The organism is Tepidicaulis marinus (genome assembly GCF_000739695.1).
GTDB classification, from domain to species: Bacteria; Pseudomonadota; Alphaproteobacteria; order Parvibaculales; family Parvibaculaceae; genus Tepidicaulis; species Tepidicaulis marinus.
Genome location: NZ_BBIO01000010.1, coordinates 18,491 through 34,074, shown reverse-complemented (window position 1 = coordinate 34,074; position 15,584 = coordinate 18,491). Strand labels below are relative to the sequence as shown.

Annotated in this window: 15 protein-coding genes; 7 read left to right on the top strand and 8 right to left on the bottom strand. The window is 61.3% G+C overall.

The window, feature by feature from the left end:
* Positions 1–62 precede the first annotated feature (62 nt).
* The gene (locus tag M2A_RS10155; RefSeq protein ID WP_045446758.1) at positions 63–1,280 is read right to left on the bottom strand and encodes an acyl-CoA dehydrogenase family protein; all 1,218 of its coding nucleotides are present in this window, start codon (positions 1,278–1,280) and stop codon (positions 63–65) included.
* Between the two features lie 152 nt (positions 1,281–1,432).
* Here M2A_RS10155 and M2A_RS10150 point away from each other — a divergent pair, with 152 nt between their 5' ends.
* Positions 1,433–2,257: an SDR family NAD(P)-dependent oxidoreductase gene (locus M2A_RS10150; protein WP_045446755.1), complete on the top strand. Its 825-nt coding sequence runs from the start codon at positions 1,433–1,435 to the stop codon at positions 2,255–2,257.
* A 25-nt stretch (positions 2,258–2,282) separates the two neighbouring features.
* Positions 2,283–2,582: a putative quinol monooxygenase gene (locus M2A_RS10145; RefSeq protein ID WP_045446752.1), complete on the top strand. Its 300-nt coding sequence runs from the start codon at positions 2,283–2,285 to the stop codon at positions 2,580–2,582.
* Between the two features lie 12 nt (positions 2,583–2,594).
* Here M2A_RS10145 and M2A_RS10140 read toward each other — a convergent pair whose 3' ends face one another.
* Complete coding sequence (locus M2A_RS10140; protein ID WP_045446750.1) at positions 2,595–3,260, bottom strand: TetR/AcrR family transcriptional regulator; 666 nt, start codon at positions 3,258–3,260, stop codon at positions 2,595–2,597.
* A gap of 175 nt (positions 3,261–3,435) precedes the next feature.
* Positions 3,436–3,945 (bottom strand): Spy/CpxP family protein refolding chaperone, encoded by a 510-nt coding sequence (locus M2A_RS10135; RefSeq protein WP_081875551.1) that lies wholly within the window; start codon positions 3,943–3,945, stop codon positions 3,436–3,438.
* A 210-nt stretch (positions 3,946–4,155) separates the two neighbouring features.
* Between M2A_RS10135 and M2A_RS10130 the strand changes: the two genes are divergently transcribed.
* The 3 genes from M2A_RS10130 to M2A_RS10120 all read left to right on the top strand — a co-directional run bounded on the left by M2A_RS10130 (position 4,156) and on the right by M2A_RS10120 (position 7,296).
* Positions 4,156–4,869 carry a response regulator gene (locus M2A_RS10130; RefSeq protein ID WP_045446744.1) on the top strand — a complete coding sequence of 238 codons (714 nt, stop codon included), beginning with the start codon at positions 4,156–4,158 and terminating at the stop codon, positions 4,867–4,869.
* A gap of 26 nt (positions 4,870–4,895) precedes the next feature.
* The gene (locus tag M2A_RS10125; RefSeq protein ID WP_197052904.1) at positions 4,896–6,308 is read left to right on the top strand and encodes an ATP-binding protein; all 1,413 of its coding nucleotides are present in this window, start codon (positions 4,896–4,898) and stop codon (positions 6,306–6,308) included.
* A 103-nt stretch (positions 6,309–6,411) separates the two neighbouring features.
* Positions 6,412–7,296 (top strand): alpha/beta fold hydrolase, encoded by an 885-nt coding sequence (locus M2A_RS10120; protein ID WP_045446741.1) that lies wholly within the window; start codon positions 6,412–6,414, stop codon positions 7,294–7,296.
* Positions 7,297–7,299: 3 nt separating this feature from the next.
* Here the strand turns inward: M2A_RS10120 and M2A_RS10115 are convergent, their stop codons facing one another.
* The 3 genes from M2A_RS10115 to M2A_RS10105 all read right to left on the bottom strand — a co-directional run bounded on the left by M2A_RS10115 (position 7,300) and on the right by M2A_RS10105 (position 10,823).
* Positions 7,300–7,716, bottom strand: a complete 417-nt coding sequence (locus M2A_RS10115; RefSeq protein ID WP_045446738.1) for a DUF1330 domain-containing protein — start codon at positions 7,714–7,716, stop codon at positions 7,300–7,302.
* 30 nt (positions 7,717–7,746) lie between these two features.
* Positions 7,747–8,406, bottom strand: a complete 660-nt coding sequence (locus M2A_RS17405; RefSeq protein WP_052379389.1) for a TetR/AcrR family transcriptional regulator — start codon at positions 8,404–8,406, stop codon at positions 7,747–7,749.
* A gap of 86 nt (positions 8,407–8,492) precedes the next feature.
* Positions 8,493–10,823, bottom strand: coding sequence for a heavy metal translocating P-type ATPase (locus tag M2A_RS10105; protein WP_045446735.1), 2,331 nt, complete (start codon positions 10,821–10,823; stop codon positions 8,493–8,495).
* Positions 10,824–10,980: 157 nt separating this feature from the next.
* Between M2A_RS10105 and M2A_RS10100 the strand changes: the two genes are divergently transcribed.
* Positions 10,981–12,771: a copper resistance system multicopper oxidase gene (locus M2A_RS10100; protein WP_045446732.1), complete on the top strand. Its 1,791-nt coding sequence runs from the start codon at positions 10,981–10,983 to the stop codon at positions 12,769–12,771.
* Between the two features lie 3 nt (positions 12,772–12,774).
* Positions 12,775–13,479 carry a copper resistance protein B gene (locus tag M2A_RS10095; protein ID WP_045446729.1) on the top strand — a complete coding sequence of 235 codons (705 nt, stop codon included), beginning with the start codon at positions 12,775–12,777 and terminating at the stop codon, positions 13,477–13,479.
* Here the strand turns inward: M2A_RS10095 and M2A_RS10090 are convergent.
* Positions 13,472–14,137 carry a LutC/YkgG family protein gene (locus tag M2A_RS10090; protein ID WP_045446726.1) on the bottom strand — a complete coding sequence of 222 codons (666 nt, stop codon included), beginning with the start codon at positions 14,135–14,137 and terminating at the stop codon, positions 13,472–13,474. The two genes, M2A_RS10095 and M2A_RS10090, sit on opposite strands and share 8 nt — an antisense overlap.
* On the bottom strand, positions 14,134–15,579 hold the full coding sequence (locus tag M2A_RS10085; RefSeq protein WP_045446723.1) for a LutB/LldF family L-lactate oxidation iron-sulfur protein: 1,446 nt from the start codon (positions 15,577–15,579) through the stop codon (positions 14,134–14,136). Before M2A_RS10085 ends, M2A_RS10090 begins: the two co-directional genes overlap by 4 nt.
* Between the last annotated feature and the right edge of the window lie 5 nt (positions 15,580–15,584).

The following is a 15,584-nucleotide window of genomic DNA, read 5'->3' as shown; positions in this document are numbered from 1 at the left end:
TGAAGCTTCCTTTTACCAGTCATTCTATGTCACTTCCGTGAAAGCGGGGATAAGCCTTTGTCTTAAACGCCGAAATCCCAGCTTTCCCCTGCATGATAGGCTTTAAGCACCGTGCGGGCGATGAGAATGCGGTGCACCTCGTCCGGCCCGTCGGCAATGCGCAGCGTGCGCGCGCCGGTATACATGCCCGCAAGCGGCAAATCGCCGGAAACGCCCATCGCGCCGTGCGCCTGGATCGCCCGGTCCACCACCCGGGAAAACGCGGCGGGCACGAAAATCTTGATGGCGGAAATATCGGCCCGCGCATCCACCCCCGCCTCGATGCGGTTCGCGCAGTGAATGGTCATCAAGCGGGCCGCTTGAATGTCCATGTAAGAATCGGCGATATCGCCTTGCGTGAACTGTTTCGTCTCCAGTTTACCGCCATGCACGTCCCGGGAAATGGCCCGTTTGCAGTGCAGATCGAAGGCACGCCACATGGAGCCGATGGCATTCATGCAGTGAAAGACGCGCCCCGCGCCCAGCCGGTCCTGGGCTGCCTGATGGCCGGAGCCGGTGCGCCCGAGCTGGTTTTCCTTCGGCACGCGGACATTTTCATAAAGGATCTCGGCATGATCGCCGTGCGTGTGCCCCCAAACGGGCACGGAGCGCACATATTTCACGCCGGGCGCATCCATGGGCACGATGATTTGCGTCATCTTGTCCTTCGTGCCCCCCGCCCCGTCATCCTGTTCGGTGCGGCACATGACGATGGCAAAATCGGCGCGCTTGCCGTTCGAGGTGAACCACTTATGCCCGTTGATCACCCATTCATCGCCCTCCAGCACGGCGCGGGTCTGAATGGCGTAAGGATTGGAGCCGGGCTGGTCGGGCTCGGTCATGGAAAAGCAGCTTTCAAGCTCGCCGGCGATGAGCGGTTCGAGCCATTTCTTCTTCTGCTCCGCCGTGCCGTATTTCACCAGGATCTTCTGATTGCCGGCATTCGGCGCCACCACGCCGAAGAGCCGCGCGGAAAACGGGCTCCAGGCCAGGATCTCGTTCATGTAAGCATGCTTCAAAAAGCCGATGCCCATGCCGCCATATTCTTCCGGCAGATGCGGCGCCCAGAGGCCTTCTTCCTTCACCTTGGCGGAAATATGCGCGCGCGCCTCCTTCGCCTCGTCGCCGCCCGCATAAAGCGCGGGCTCGGCGGGGATAACCTCCTCCGTCACGATTTTGGCCGTACGCAGACGGATTTCATTCACCTCATCGTCCAGATCCGCAATGGGCTGCACCTGCATGACATCCTCCTCCCTCTGTCATTTTTGATGGCGCCAGCCTAAGGGCGGGGCCGGGAAAGGTCTAATTTTCCGGGACAAGCAACGCGTCAGACGCTATACAGGCGTAAATGACAATTTGTCATATAGTGATAAGCGAAAGAGGGGAGCCCGCCATGACCGACATCACCCGCAAGACCGCATTGATCACCGGCGCCGGCAGCGGCATCGGCCGCGCCCTGGCGCTCTGCCTCACGCAGGAAGGGGCGGCGCGCGTCATCCTGACCGATGTGAACCGGGAGGGGCTCGAAGAAACCGCCGATCAGGTGCGCAACGCGGGCGGCACGGCGGAAACTTTTCTTCTCGACGTGTCGGACAAGGACGGGGTTTACGATTTTGCCGAAACGGTAGCGCGGGAGTTCGGCGGCGCGGATATCGTCATCAACAATGCCGGCGTCGCCCAGGTCGCAAATGTCGATGAGCTCACTTACGACGATTTCGAATGGGTGATGAATATCGACTTCTGGGGCATGGTCTACGGCACCAAGGCCTTCCTGCCGCAGCTTCAGCAAAAAGGCGCAGGTCACATCGTCAATGTGTCGAGCCTTTTCGGCATCATCGCCGCGCCCCGCCAGGCCGCTTACAATTCGGCGAAATTCGCCATCCGCGGTTTCACCGAAGCGCTTGCCCATGAAATGCGGGAAACGGCGATCCGCGTTTCCTCCGTTCATCCCGGCGGCATCAAAACAAATATCGTGCGCAATGCCCGCTTTCTGCAAAGCACGAGCGCAGGCGAGCGCCAAGAAGCGGCGAGCAATTTCGACAAGATCGCCCGCACCTCCCCTGCCAAGGCCGCCGAGATTATCGTGCAAGGCATCAAGAAAGACCGGCGGCGCATTCTTATCGGCATGGATGCACGGCTAATTGATTTGATTCAGCGCCTCTTCCCGTCACGCTACGGTTTCATTTTCAAGAAAGGCCTGCTCGGTCCCGCCGATTGATCGGGCAGCTTTTAGGGAGGCAGCCATGATTATCGTAACGGGCACCATCGATCTCGATGAAGGCAGCATCGCCCCGGCCAAAGAACTTGCCGGCGCCATGGCCAAGGCCACGCGCGGCGAAAACGGCTGCCTTTCTTACGCCTTCTATCAGGATATCGAAAATCCGGCCCGCTTCCGCATTTATGAAGAATGGGAAGACGAAGCCGCGCTGCAAGCCCATTTCAAACAACCGCATATGGCTAAATTCAACGAAGGCCTTTCCAAGCTCAAAGTGCTGGGCGCGGATGTGAAGAAAGCGGAGACCGAGGGCTTTAAAAAACTCTGAAGCGCATCGCTCTCAAGAAGCAGGATCGGCGGCTTCCTCGGCGAATTTTTTCAGCTCGCGGGTGAGCACGCGCCGCCCCGCCTTTTCAAAACTTGGGTCGAGATAAGGCGCGAGAATATCGAGAAGCTGCCCGACCCCTTGAATGAGATGGTCGCGCCTCACCTCGCCGCTCGGATCGGAAACTTGAATGAAGCGAATCCAGTTACTCCAGACGATCCATAGATTGATCGCCATGGAGCGCAGGCCCGTCTTCGCCTTGGGACGGGTTAGACTGCGGTCTTTTATGAGCTGTGTGAGAATGCCCTCGATCGTATCGATCGCCCAGGCCTGCAGCCCGGCATAGCGCGCCGCCAGTTCCTCGTCCCGGCGCAAGAGATGCAGCATACCGCCGAAAAAGAAGCGGTACTCCCAGGCAACCTGAAGCGTGCGCAGAAAGAACCCGGCAAAGCGCTCCGGTGAAATGGGCGCGTGCACATCTTCCACCAGCGCGGCACGGAAATCGGCGTCGAGATCTTCATAGATGACCATGACGATCTCTTCGCGGTTCTTGAAATGATAATAGAGATTGCCCGGGCTTATCCCGAGCTCGTCCGCAATACGCGAGGTGCCGACCGCCCGCGAACCCTCTTCGTTCATCAGATCCAGACACATCTCGACGATGCGTTTGCGATTCCCCATCTCATCCTCCCGCCCAATGTGAATACATTCCGCAGGCGGGAATGGAAAGGTATTTACCCTGAACTCCGAGCGCTTTCGCAATTTGAAATTGTTCTAAGACAGCGCCGGCCTATTCACGGCACATGGGAGAGCGGCTCGCTTGGCGCTCTCCCCAAAAGCTGCACGCCAACGCAGCTTAATGCCCGCGATGCGTGAAAGCCCGGTCGAGCAAGGCGCGCTGTGTTTCGTCGAGCGTGGCATAGAATGCCTCGAAGCTCGGGCGCACTTTCTGCATCGTCGCCGCTGCCGCCTGAATAGCCTCTTCGGCAAGCGCCAGGCGGCCGGGAGCCGTGCTCTCACGCTCCGCCGTTTCCAGCTCGGCGCATACATCGTTGAAAAGCAGAACGGAGGCGCGCAGCGAGCCCACAAGATCGTCCCAGGCCGCGCGCTGAGGGGCGGTGAAGCCGCCGAAAGCATCGACATATTCTTCCAGTTTGTCGATATGCCGCTCTGCGCCATCTTGGCAAAAGCCGCCTGCGCGCCCGTGCCGCCAGCCGCCGTGGCCCGCGCCGAAAATAGAAGCGGCGACCAGCGGCGGGCCCGCATCCGACCAGGCCCGCTCACTCTGACTAAGCACAATGAAAACCGTGCCGAGCAATAACGCGCTCGCAATCACCAGAACATAGGTTCTCCCAATTCTAGCCATACCCTCTCTCCTTAGGTTTCGCGCCGGTGCGCAGATGTCCGGCAAGCGCCGATGGGAGGCACTATCAAGGGGCGGCGTTTCCGCGGCATGTCGCGCGCTTTACGAAATGTAACGCAAGGCAAAGAGAAGGATGGCGCGCGCCCTCTGACCCGTTACACTTCGTTACATGGCGGCAAGACTCTGTTTGGGGAAGGGGGTTATGCTTGCGGCATGGAACAAAGCGCACATCTTCTGCTGGTCGATGACGACAAGGAAATCCGCGAACTGGTGACGGGCTTTTTGCAAAAGCACGGCTACCGGGTCACGGCGGCGGCCGATGGCAAGCAAATGGATAAGGCGCTCGAGAGCGGTCTTTTCGATCTTGCCATCCTGGATCTCATGCTGCCGGGCGAAGACGGGCTGTCCATCTGCCGCAGGCTGAATGCCGACGAACGGCGCCTGCCGATCATCATGCTGACCGCCATGGGCGAGGATATGGACCGTATCGTCGGGCTCGAAATGGGCGCGGATGATTACATCGCAAAGCCTTTCAATCCGCGCGAGCTTTTGGCGCGCATCAAGGCGGTGCTGCGCCGCAGCGCCCCTGCCGAGACGCCGGGCGGGGAAACCATATTCGGTTTTGAAGGCTGGGTGCTTGATACCGGGCGGCGCACGCTTACCGATCCGGAGGGCGCGCTGGTGGAGCTGACCGCAGGCGAGTTCGATCTCCTCGCCGCTTTTCTGGAGCGCCCGCGCCGGGTGCTCAACCGCGACCAATTGCTGGATATCACGCGCCGGCGCATGGCCTCCCCCTTCGACCGCTCCATCGATGTGCAGCTCAGCCGGCTGCGCAAAAAGATCGAGCCCGATCACAAGAACCCCGCCTTCATCAAGACCATCCGGGGCGGCGGCTACATGCTCACCGCCGAAGTGGTACGCCATTGACCCGCCGCCCTTCCAGACGCAAGACCATGTCCCGGCACAAGGACCGTTGCGCAGGACAGGGCCGGCGGCGCGGGCGCTGGCAGGCGCGCAGCCGCGCCATGCGCAAACGCATGGCGCTAGGGCTTGCCGGACGCATCATCGTTTCCATTCTGCTGCTGCTTTTCATCGTGCAGATTTTCGATTGGATGCTTTCCGATGATCCTCCCGTGGATCAAAGCCCGGAAATGCGTATCGCACGGCAAGTCATCGCGGCAACGGACGTCATCAATAAGACACCGCCCGCCGAACGCCCTGCCCTGGCGGAGGCGCTGACCGGCGTCGCGCTCATCGTTTCGGTTGCGCCCGAGGCCGTTCAGCCGAAAGAACGCTTCGATGCCGAGAGCGGCGAAGACGAAGAGGACGTGAAGGCGCTTGCCCTTCTCAACCGCGAATTCGGCAGGGAGGGCTATATTTTCGGTATGGCGGAAGAACCGCTCGGGCGCTGGCATGGCGTTATCTCCATCGCACTTGAAGACGGCAATTGGGCGGTCTTCCGGGTGCCGGTGGAAGCCTTTTTCGTCGATGAATATGAAGACGGCTGGTTTACGCGCACGCTTTTCTGGCTGCTCATTCTCATGCTCGTCTTCTGGGCGGGCAAACGGCTTGCCCGGCCCGTGCGCCGCTTTGCCGATGCCGCAGAACGGCTCGGCAAGGATTTGAACGCCCCGCCCCTGCCCGAAACCGGCTCGCGCGAGCTGCGCCGGGCCAGCCGCGCCTTCAATGAAATGCAAAAGCGTATTCGGCGTATGGTGGACGATCGCAATTTGATGCTTGCCGCCATTGCGCACGATCTGCGCACGGTGCTGACACGGCTGCGCCTGCGCACCGAATTCATCGAAGAAGAAGAGCAGCGCGACAAAGCCGCCCGCGATATCGAGGAAATGCAAAGCATGATCGATGTCTCCATTTCCTTTGCCCGCGGCGAGGCGGAAACGGAAACGCGCGAGCCCTGCGACATTGCGGCGATGCTGAAGGAACTGGCCGGCGATCTCGGCGCGCCTGCCGAAGGCAGCAGCGAAGAAGCGCCGCGCCTGACATATGATGGCCCCGATTATCTTTCCTATCCATGCGGGCCGACGGAGCTGCGGCGCACGTTCCGCAATCTTCTCGTCAATGCGCTCGGCTATGGCAAGCGTGCTCATGTCACCCTCAGCAAAGACGAAAGCGGCATCGAGATCCGCATCGAGGACGAAGGCCCCGGCATTCCGGATCCCCAGCTTGAGCATGTCTTCCGCCCCTTTTACCGGGTGGAAGGCTCGCGCAACCGGGAGACGGGCGGCACCGGGCTCGGCCTTGCCATCGCCCGCACCGTCATCCTGCGCCATGGCGGCGAGATTGCGCTTGCCAACCGCCCGGAAGGCGGGCTTGCCGTCACCATCACGTTGCCGCCGGCAGGCTAAGCCCGCCGCGCCTTCACATTTGCAAGGCAAAGACCCCGTCAAGCCGGTTGGGCGCGCCGCCACCTTCCGGTAAAGTGCGCGCACCGGAATTTAAGAGGCCGCCATGACATCTTTCATCGAGCACGGACCCACATCCCATACTTATTTCTCTCAGCGGCTTCGGCTGCATTATGTCGATTGGGGCAATGAAGGCGCGCCGCCGCTCCTGCTCGTCCATGGCGGGCGGGACCATTGCCGCAACTGGGACTGGGTCGCTGAGGCGCTGCGCAAGGATTATCACATCATCGCGCCGGATTTGCGCGGCCATGGCGACAGCCAATGGATGGTGGGCGGCACCTACGACCCGATGGATTTCGTCTACGACATCGCTCAGCTCATTCACCAGAAGAACCTTGCGCCGCTGCGCATTATCGCCCATTCCTTCGGCGGCAATCTGTGCCTGCGTTATGCCGGGCTTTACCCTGAAAACGTTTCGAAGCTGATTGCCATTGAAGGGCTTGGCCCCTCGCCCAAAATGCTTGCCGAGCGCTCGAAAACGCCGCGCGATGAACGCTTGCGCAAATGGGTGGAAGAAATTCGCGGTCTTTCCAGCCGCCTGCCGCGCCGCTATGCCTCGATCGAGGAAGCCTTCAAGCGCATGCAGGGCGAGAACCCGCATTTGAGCCCGGAGCGCGCGCGCCATCTTACCGTCCACGGCGTCAGCCAGAACGAGGACGGCACCTATAGCTGGAAATTCGACAATTACGTGCGCGCTTTTTCGCCCAACGGCTTCAGTCCGAAAGAGGCCGAGCAGCTTTGGGCGCGCATCACTTGCCCGGCACTTCTCGTGCGCGGCACGGAAAGCTGGGCGAGCGACCCGGAAAAGGACGGCCGCGCCGCCCATTTCCAGAACGCCAAAGTCGTGAATGTGGAAGGCGCCGGCCACTGGGTGCACCATGACCGGCTGGAAGAGTTTCTGGGCCTGGCAGAAGATTTCCTGAAAGACTGACGCTTAGCTGCCCGCCAGCGCCGAGCCGTCGCATTGCAGAAGTTTCTGGAAGGCAAGGCCGGCTTCGCGGTGTTTCGCCGCTTCCTGATAATCGGGCATGGCGATCATGCGCAGGAAAGCGGCGCGGGAGGGATAGAAGACGAGAGCGGCGGCGTCATATTCATCGTCCGCATCATCCCCGATCATGACCATGTGCTGCGGGGCGGACCAAACGATGCGCCCGCCCACTTCCTCGATCTTTTTTTGCGCCACCGCGCCGTAGCGCCCGTAAGCTTCGGCACCGGAAATGTCACTATCGGGCGTGCCGGCCGGATACTCCGCCTTCTCCTTGAATTTCAGAAGATTGATCATGACGAGCGGGGCGTCCTGATCGGCTTTCATGAAGCGGTTGAGCTGGTCTTGCGTCGGTGCGATGGCCATGAATGTTTCCCTGTTTTTGTCCCGCGCCTTTTAAGACGCGGTTTCTTTTATTATGCGGGCGCTTTCTCCGGAAAGCGGCGCGCGCAGAATAGCTTCTGCGGTGTCGAGCAAGTTCGAGACGAACAGCGCTTGCGCGTGACTGTCCGGCGCCGTTTCCGCCCGGATCCAGCGTGCCATTGCGCCTATCGACGTTTCAATGGCAAGCCGCAGGCGCATCCCGAAAACGTGATCGGGAAGGTCCGGCACCGCCGCGCGTATCCAGGAAACGGCGCGGCCGAGCCCGTCCATGGAAGGCGCTTCGATAAAAGACGGCAAATCGAATTTGGGATCGAAGAGCGCCTGCACAGCAAAGAGAAGATAATATTTATCCTCGCTGTCCATCACCTCAACGAGCGGCCCGAGCGCTGCGCCGAGGACTGCGCGCAGATCGCCGCTGCGCCCTTCCGCTTCCAGCGCGTTCAAAAGCTCGATACGGCGCGCCTCGATCTGATCCACTCTATAGGCAAAGACTGCCGCAATGAGCCCGGCGCGGGAACCGAAATGATATTGCAGCGCGCTTTCATTGCGCTGGCCCGCCGCCGCCAGAATTTCCTTCACCGACACATGCTGAAAGCCGCGCTCGCCCAAGAGCCGTTCCGCCGCCAGGATGAGCTTTACCCGTGTCGGCAGGTCCTGTTTTACATTTTCCATGAGAACAAATTAATGACTAACATTAAACGCGTCAATCGCCCCATGCGACTGCCCCAGAGACTCGCAACGGCGAGCCAAGGACCAGACTAAAGCGGGCGGCGCCTCAAGCGCAATGCATTGCCGACCACGGAAACGGAGCTGAGCGACATGGCCGCTGCTGCAATCATGGGGCTGAGCAGGATGCCGAAAAACGGATAGAGGATACCGGCGGCGACCGGCACACCCGCGCCATTATAGACAAAGGCGAAAAAGAGGTTCTGGCGGATATTCGCCATGACGTTCCGCGAGAGCGTATGGGCTTTGACGAGCGCCAGAAGATCACCGTGCAAAAGCGTGACGCCGGCCGTCTCCATCGCCACATCCGACCCGTCGCCCATGGCAATGCCGACATGGGCGGCGGCAAGGGCGGGCGCATCATTGATGCCGTCGCCGGCCATGGCGACCCGCTCGCCTTTCGCGGTGCGCTCGCTCACAAGGCGGTGCTTGTCTTCAGGCAGAAGCTCGGCATGCACCTCATCGATGCCAAGCGCGCGCGCCACGGCCTTAGCCGGGCCCTCGCCGTCGCCGGTCATCATAACGATCTTGAGGCCCCTCGCATGAAGCGCGTCCACCGCCTCGCGCGCCGTTTCCTTTACCGGGTCTTTGATCGCAAGGAAGCCGAGGGCGCGGCCGTCGAGCGCGGTGAAGATGACCGTCGCCCCGTCTTCCGCCTGGCGGGCGGCGGCCTCTGCAAGCGCACCCGTATCGATGCTGTTTTCTTTCATGAAGCGGGCATTGCCGATCAGCACATTCTTGCCGGAAAGAGAGGCGCGCACGCCCTGCCCGGTTTCCGCCTCAAAGGCGCTGACTTCTTCGAGCTCGAGCCCTTCTTCCTCAGCCGCGGCAAGCACCGCATCGGCCAGCGGATGCTCGCTCGCCCGCTCGGTGCTGGCGGCAAGACGCAAAAGCTCGGCGCGGTCCTCACCTTCTGCCGTTTCGATATGGACGAGTTTCGGATGCCCTTCCGTCAAGGTGCCGGTCTTGTCGACGACAAGCGTTTCGATCTTCTCGAACTGCTCCAGCGCTTCGGCGTCGCGGATGAGAATGCCCGCTTTCGCGCCCTCGCCCATGCCGACCATGATGGACATGGGCGTTGCCAGACCGAGCGCGCAGGGACAGGCGATGATGAGCACGGAAACCGCCACGATCAGCGCATAGGAGAGCGAAGGGGCGGGCCCGTATAGGCCCCAGATGATCGCTGCCACGATGGCAATGGCGATGACGCCCGGCACGAAAAGGCCGGCCACTTTGTCCGCCAGGCCCTGAATAGGCGCGCGCGAGCGCTGGGCATCGGAGACCCGCTGCACGATGCGCGAGAGAAGCGTGTCGCGGCCCACATGATCGGCCTGCATGACAAAGCCGCCGCGGCCATTGACCGTGCCGCCAATAACCTTGTCGCCTTCCTGTTTTTCGGCGGGCACCGGCTCGCCCGTCACCATGGATTCGTCGATCGTGCTGCGCCCTTCCACGACGTGCCCGTCCACCGGCACTTTGGCGCCGGGTTTGACGCGCAGCTTGTCGCCTTCGCGCACCTCGCTCGCCGCGACCTCTTCTTCCTTGCCGTCTTCGATGCGCAGCGCGGTTTCCGGCGTCAGATCCAGAAGCGAGCGCAAGGCATTGCCCGTCGCCTCGCGGGCGCGCAATTCCATCACCTGGCCGAGCAGCACCAGCACGATGATGACGGCCGCCGCTTCGAAATAGACCGGCGGCGTGCCGCCTTCCCCCAAAAAGGCCTCAGGATAAAGGCCGGGGGCGAGCACCGCCGTCACGGAGGCGAGATACGCCGCGCCCGTGCCGATGGCGATGAGCGTGAACATGTTGAAATTCATGCCCCGGAGCGAGGCCCAACCGCGCTCGAAAAACGGCGCGCCGGAATAAAGCACGACGGGGCTCGCGAGCGCGAACTGCGCCCAGTTCGACATTGCCGGCGACAGAATATGAAGCCCCGGCAGAAGGTGAGCGCCCATCTCCAGAATGAAGACCGGTACAGTCAACACCAAACCGATCCAGAAGCGGCGGGTGAAATCCACTAGCTCCGGATTGGGCCCGGCATCGCGGCTCACTTCTTTGGGCTCGAGCGCCATGCCGCAAATCGGGCAGGAACCGGGGCCCACCTGCTCGATTTGCGGATGCATGGGGCAGGTGTAAATAGCATCCGGGTCTTGCCGCTCCGCCTCTTCCGGGCGGAGATAGCGCGCCGGGTCCGCCTCGAATTTTTCAAGGCAGCGGGCGGAGCAGAAATAGTGCATTTCCCCTTCCGCCTTCGTCTTATGCGCGGTTTTCTCCGGGTCCACGTCCATGCCGCAGACGGGGTCCTTCACCATGCCCTCGTTAGGGGTGGCGGGGGCGGAATGATCGTGATGGGCGCAGCAAGACATGGGGCTACCTCGAAACCTGACAATGGTGGCTCAGATGTAATCTTTCCAGCCACTGGAAGGTCAAGCCCCTCCCAAAATTTAGCTTGCCGCTTGACCTTCCAGTAAGAAGAACCTCTATCTTACGCCCAATCACGTATTTTTGAGGGAGAAAAGGCAGATGCGGTCAAAGCGCGCCGGATGGCTGAACGGATTGAGGCTCGGCATTCTCATGGCGGCGGGCCTTTCCACCGCGGCGGCCGCGGGCACTTATGAGCTGACGATCGGGGAGACCGAGGTCTCCTTCTCAGGCGACAACGCCAAGGCTTTTGCCGTGAACGGAGAGGTGCCGGGGCCGCTTCTGCGCTTTAAGGAAGGCGAGGACGTCACCATTCATGTGACGAACACGCTGGACGTGCCGACCTCCGTTCACTGGCACGGGCTGCTGCTTCCCGGCGACATGGACGGCGTGCCCGGCTTTAACGGCTTTCCGGGGATCGCGCCCGGCGAGACCTTCACCTACCGTTTCCCCATCCGCCAGGCAGGCACCTATTGGTATCACGCCCATTCCGCCTATCAGGAACAGGAAGGGGTCTATGGGCCGCTCGTCATCGACCCCAAGGGCGCAGACCCGGTGAAAGCCGACCGCGAGCACGTCATCTTTCTTTCCGATTGGACGGATGAGCGCGGGGCACAGGTGCATGCCAACCTGAAAGCGATGCCGGATTATTACAATTACGCCCAGAACACGCTGCTCGGCTTCTTCCGCGAGGCAAGCGAAGAAGGCTTCAGCGAAACGCTTGCCGAACGCGCCGCCTGGGGCGAGATGCGCATGATGCCAAGCGATATTGCCGATGTCTCGGGCTACACGTTCCTGATGAACGGCCAGCCGGAGCGCACGCCCTGGGCCGGCACGTTCAAACCGCATGAGCGGGTGCGCCTGCGCCTCATCAACGGTTCGGCCATGACCTATTTCGATTTCCGCATTCCCGGCCACAAACTGCAGGTCGTGCAGGCGGACGGGCAGAATGTCGAGCCCGTCAGCGTGGACGAACTGCGCATCGCCGTTGCCGAAACCTATGACGTGATCGTCACGCCCCACTCCGCCGCGCCCTTGCAGCTTATCGCCGAAGCCATGGACCGCAGCGGCTTTGCGCTCGGCACGCTGAGCACGGACGGCGCGCCGGCAAACCTGCCCCGGCCAGAGCAGCGCCCGCGCGGCGAGCTCGCGATGAGCGATATGGGCATGAACCATGCCGGCATGGATCATGGAAGCATGGATCAAGGGGATATGGATCACGGGAGCATGGACCACAGCCAGATGCCCCATGACGCGATGCCTCAGGAAGAAATGAGCCACACGATGGATCATGGCTCGATGAACCATGGCGAGATGGACCATGAAGCGATGGGCCATGAAGCGATGGGCCACGGGAAAATGGACCATGGTGCCATGCCTATGAAGAATGACGGCGCGCCGCCTTCCGCCCTGTCGCGCGACCACGAACTGGTGCCGAGCGTGGGCGCGCCTGAAGGCGCGCGCGTGCTTTCCTATGCCGATTTACGGGCGCTCGAAGACAACGACGATTTGCGCGCGCCCATGCGCGAAATCGAAGTGCGGCTCGGCGGGACGATGGAACGTTATTTGTGGACCATCAACGGCAAGAAATTCTCCGAAGCCGAGCCCATCAAACTGAATTACGGCGAGCGGGCCCGCCTCACCTTCATCAATGAAAGCATGATGAACCACCCGATGCATTTGCACGGCATGTTCGTCGAGCTTGAAAACGGCCAGCCGCGCGAGAAGCAGCCGCGCAAACACATCGTCAATGTGGGACCGGGGCGCAGCTATTCGGTGGAGATCACGGCGGACGAACCCGGCGAATGGGCCTTCCATTGCCACCTCCTCTATCACATGGCCTCCGGCATGATGCGCAAGGTCGTGGTGGCCGAACTGCCGGAAGGAGCGTGATCCATGAATATGAAGACGCTTATAGCCGCTATCCTCGGGCTTTCCCTGATGAGCGCGCCCGCGCTTGCCATGGAAGACGACAGGCTCTTCCATTACTTCTCTCTTGAAACAGACTATGCCGATTGGGGCGAGGCGGAGCGCGAGGTCACCTTCGAAGGGGAAGGCTGGCTCGGCAACGATACTCACCGCGCTTGGCTGAAAACGGAAGGCGAATGGGAAGACGGCTCCTGGCACGAGGCGGAAATTCAGCTGCTTTACAGCAAGCCTATTGCCGATTTCTGGGATGTGCAGGCAGGTGTGCGGCACGATTTCAAACCGCACCCCACCCATTATGCCGTTCTCGGCGTGCAGGGGCTTGCGCCTTACTTCTTCGAAACGGAAGCGGCGTTCTTTTTAAGCGACGAAGGAGACAGCAGTTTCAGGGCGGAAGTCTCTTACGATCTCCTGATCACCCAGCGCCTCATTGCGGAGCCCTACGGCGAAGCGAATTTCTATTTCCAGGATGTGGACAAACAGGAAAAAGCCTCCGGCCTTGCCGATATCGATGCGGGCCTGCAGCTGCGCTATGAAATCACGCGCAAATTCGCGCCTTATCTCGATTTCAATTACCGCAGCACTTTTTCAGGCACGCGGGATATTGCCGAGCGCGCCGGTGAAGACCCGGAGAGTTTCGTGGTGAGAGCGGGCCTGCGTTTCTGGCTCAATTAGGCGTAAGCGCGGCTTCCGCCTCCTCGCCCACAAGCAGGATCTGCAAGGAGCGCGGCCCGTGCGCGCCCATCACAAGGGTTGCCTCGATATCGCCGGTGCGTGAGGGCCCGCCGACAAGCGAGAGCGCGCGTGGCAATCTGTTGCCGCCCGCCTTGTGCGCAAGGGGCCAGATATCTTCCATGCCCGCGACGATCTGATCGGTCCGGAGCACGGCGACATGCACATCCGGCAAGAGCCCCATGGCGAAGGGATGCACCGCGCTTGACTGCATGATGACGGCGCCGGTTTCGGCAAGGCCCGCAAGCGCGCCGGTGACGGAGATCACCCCGTCGAGATCGTCTTTGCCGCGCTCGCTATGAAGCAAGAGCCCGGCTTCCTGCCAGCTAAGCGCAGTCAATTGCGGCTCATCGTTCAGCCAGATATCACCCTTCAGATTTTGCTCGCTAAGCGCATGGGCGAGCGAGGCGGGCACGGCACGCATCTCACGCACCGGCACAATGGTACAGCCGAGCGAGAGGGCGAGATGGCAGAACTGCGCAAGCCGCGCCGCGCCTTCCTTGGCGGCGAGCGCCGGGCGGAGCGGGACGGGCTTTGCCGTGCCAGCGCTTGCCCCGCGCGAGCGGGCGATCTTGCCGAGAATATCTTCACGCGCGCTCATGCCCGCTCTCCTTTTGCGCCGCCGCGCCGTTTGCGCTGCTTATATTGCTCGAGGAAGGTCGCGCCTTCTCCCACGTTCAAATCGCGCTTCTCGCTCCATCCCTTTCCGATAAAGGGCAAAGCATGGACAACGCGTTTCTTACCGCCCATCAGCGCCAGAACCTTGCGGCCCCATGTGGTCGCCAGCCGGTAGGCCCAGGGGGTACGCGCGGCATAGGCCCAAAGCCCGAGCCCCCAGCGCTGGGCGGCAGGCGAATAATGTTTGGAAAACTCCTCCTCGCGCCAATGCCGCATCATGGAAGGAAGGGGAATGCGCACGGGGCACACTTCCTCGCACTTGCCGCAGAAGGTGGAGGCATTGGGCAGCATGGCGGCCTGCGAAACGCTGGTGAGCGCCGGGGTGAGGACCGAGCCCATCGGCCCTGAATAGACCGAGCCATAGGTCTGCCCGCCGACGCTGGTAAAAACCGGGCAGGCATTAAGGCAGGCCCCGCAGCGGATGCAGCGCAGCATGTCTTCCACCGCCGTGCCCAACATGTCCGAGCGGCCATTATCCACGAGCACGATGTCGAAACTTTCCGGCCCATCCGCATCGCCTTCCCGCCGGGGGCCGGAATAAAGCGAGAGATAATTCGCCGTGTCCTGGCCTGTGGCCGAGCGCGGCAGCACGCGCCAGAAGAGCGCCAGATCGTCGAGCGTCGGGATGATCTTCTCGATCCCCGTCACGGCAATATGTTTGCGCGGCAAGGTGGCGCAAAGATCGGCATTGCCTTCATTCGTCACCAGCGCGATGGAGCCCGTTTCGGCGATAAGGAAATTCGCGCCGGTAATGCCGACATCCGCCTTCTTGAAGCGCTCGCGCAGCACGATGCGCGCTTCTTCCACAAGCTTGACCTTGTCTTCCACCCGCTCCGTGCGGCCATGGGCTTTATGAGCCTCGTAAAACGTGTCCGCCACCTCGCCCGCCGTCAGGTGCCAGGCAGGGGCGACGATGTGAAAGGGTTTTTCTCCGCGCAGCTGAATGATGTATTCGCCAAGATCGGTTTCGGTGACGGTCAACCCTTCAGCTTCCAAAGCCGGGTTGAGCTCGAGTTCCTCGGTCACCATGGATTTCGATTTGATGACGGTGCGCGCATCCACCTCTTTGCAGAGCTGCGCGATGATGCGGTTCGCTTCCTTCCCATCACGGGCCCAATGCACGCGCCCGCCATTTTCGATCACGCGCTCTTCGAACTGCGCAAGATAGGTGCCCAGATTTTCCAGCGTGTGGCGTTTGATGTCGCGAGCCTGGTCGCGCAGCGCCTCGAATTCTGGCATTTGCGCCATGGCATGATCGCGCATGGCGGTGAAGATCTTGCCGATGATGAAAAGCCCGCCCTGCAGGTTCTTGTTGGCGATGGCTTCTTTGGCGCGGCCGTGGAATTTTTCCGTCGTGACATGCATGGGGG

What these genes read in the sequence shown, in the direction of transcription:
- M2A_RS10150 (WP_045446755.1), top strand. Translation starts at nt 1,433, where the DNA reads ATGACCGACATCACCCGCAAGACCGCATTGATCACCGGCGCCGGCAGC.
- M2A_RS10130 (WP_045446744.1), top strand. Translation starts at nt 4,156, where the DNA reads ATGGAACAAAGCGCACATCTTCTGCTGGTCGATGACGACAAGGAAATC.
- M2A_RS10125 (WP_197052904.1), top strand. Translation starts at nt 4,896, where the DNA reads ATGTCCCGGCACAAGGACCGTTGCGCAGGACAGGGCCGGCGGCGCGGG.
- M2A_RS10115 (WP_045446738.1), bottom strand. Translation starts at nt 7,716, where the DNA reads ATGGCCATCGCACCGACGCAAGACCAGCTCAACCGCTTCATGAAAGCC.
- M2A_RS10145 (WP_045446752.1), top strand. Translation starts at nt 2,283, where the DNA reads ATGATTATCGTAACGGGCACCATCGATCTCGATGAAGGCAGCATCGCC.
- M2A_RS10085 (WP_045446723.1), bottom strand. Translation starts at nt 15,579, where the DNA reads ATGCATGTCACGACGGAAAAATTCCACGGCCGCGCCAAAGAAGCCATC.
- M2A_RS10095 (WP_045446729.1), top strand. Translation starts at nt 12,775, where the DNA reads ATGAATATGAAGACGCTTATAGCCGCTATCCTCGGGCTTTCCCTGATG.
- M2A_RS10090 (WP_045446726.1), bottom strand. Translation starts at nt 14,137, where the DNA reads ATGAGCGCGCGTGAAGATATTCTCGGCAAGATCGCCCGCTCGCGCGGG.
- M2A_RS10140 (WP_045446750.1), bottom strand. Translation starts at nt 3,260, where the DNA reads ATGGGGAATCGCAAACGCATCGTCGAGATGTGTCTGGATCTGATGAAC.
- M2A_RS10100 (WP_045446732.1), top strand. Translation starts at nt 10,981, where the DNA reads ATGCGGTCAAAGCGCGCCGGATGGCTGAACGGATTGAGGCTCGGCATT.
- M2A_RS10120 (WP_045446741.1), top strand. Translation starts at nt 6,412, where the DNA reads ATGACATCTTTCATCGAGCACGGACCCACATCCCATACTTATTTCTCT.
- M2A_RS10105 (WP_045446735.1), bottom strand. Translation starts at nt 10,823, where the DNA reads ATGTCTTGCTGCGCCCATCACGATCATTCCGCCCCCGCCACCCCTAAC.
- M2A_RS17405 (WP_052379389.1), bottom strand. Translation starts at nt 8,406, where the DNA reads ATGGAAAATGTAAAACAGGACCTGCCGACACGGGTAAAGCTCATCCTG.
- M2A_RS10135 (WP_081875551.1), bottom strand. Translation starts at nt 3,945, where the DNA reads ATGGCTAGAATTGGGAGAACCTATGTTCTGGTGATTGCGAGCGCGTTA.
- M2A_RS10155 (WP_045446758.1), bottom strand. Translation starts at nt 1,280, where the DNA reads ATGCAGGTGCAGCCCATTGCGGATCTGGACGATGAGGTGAATGAAATC.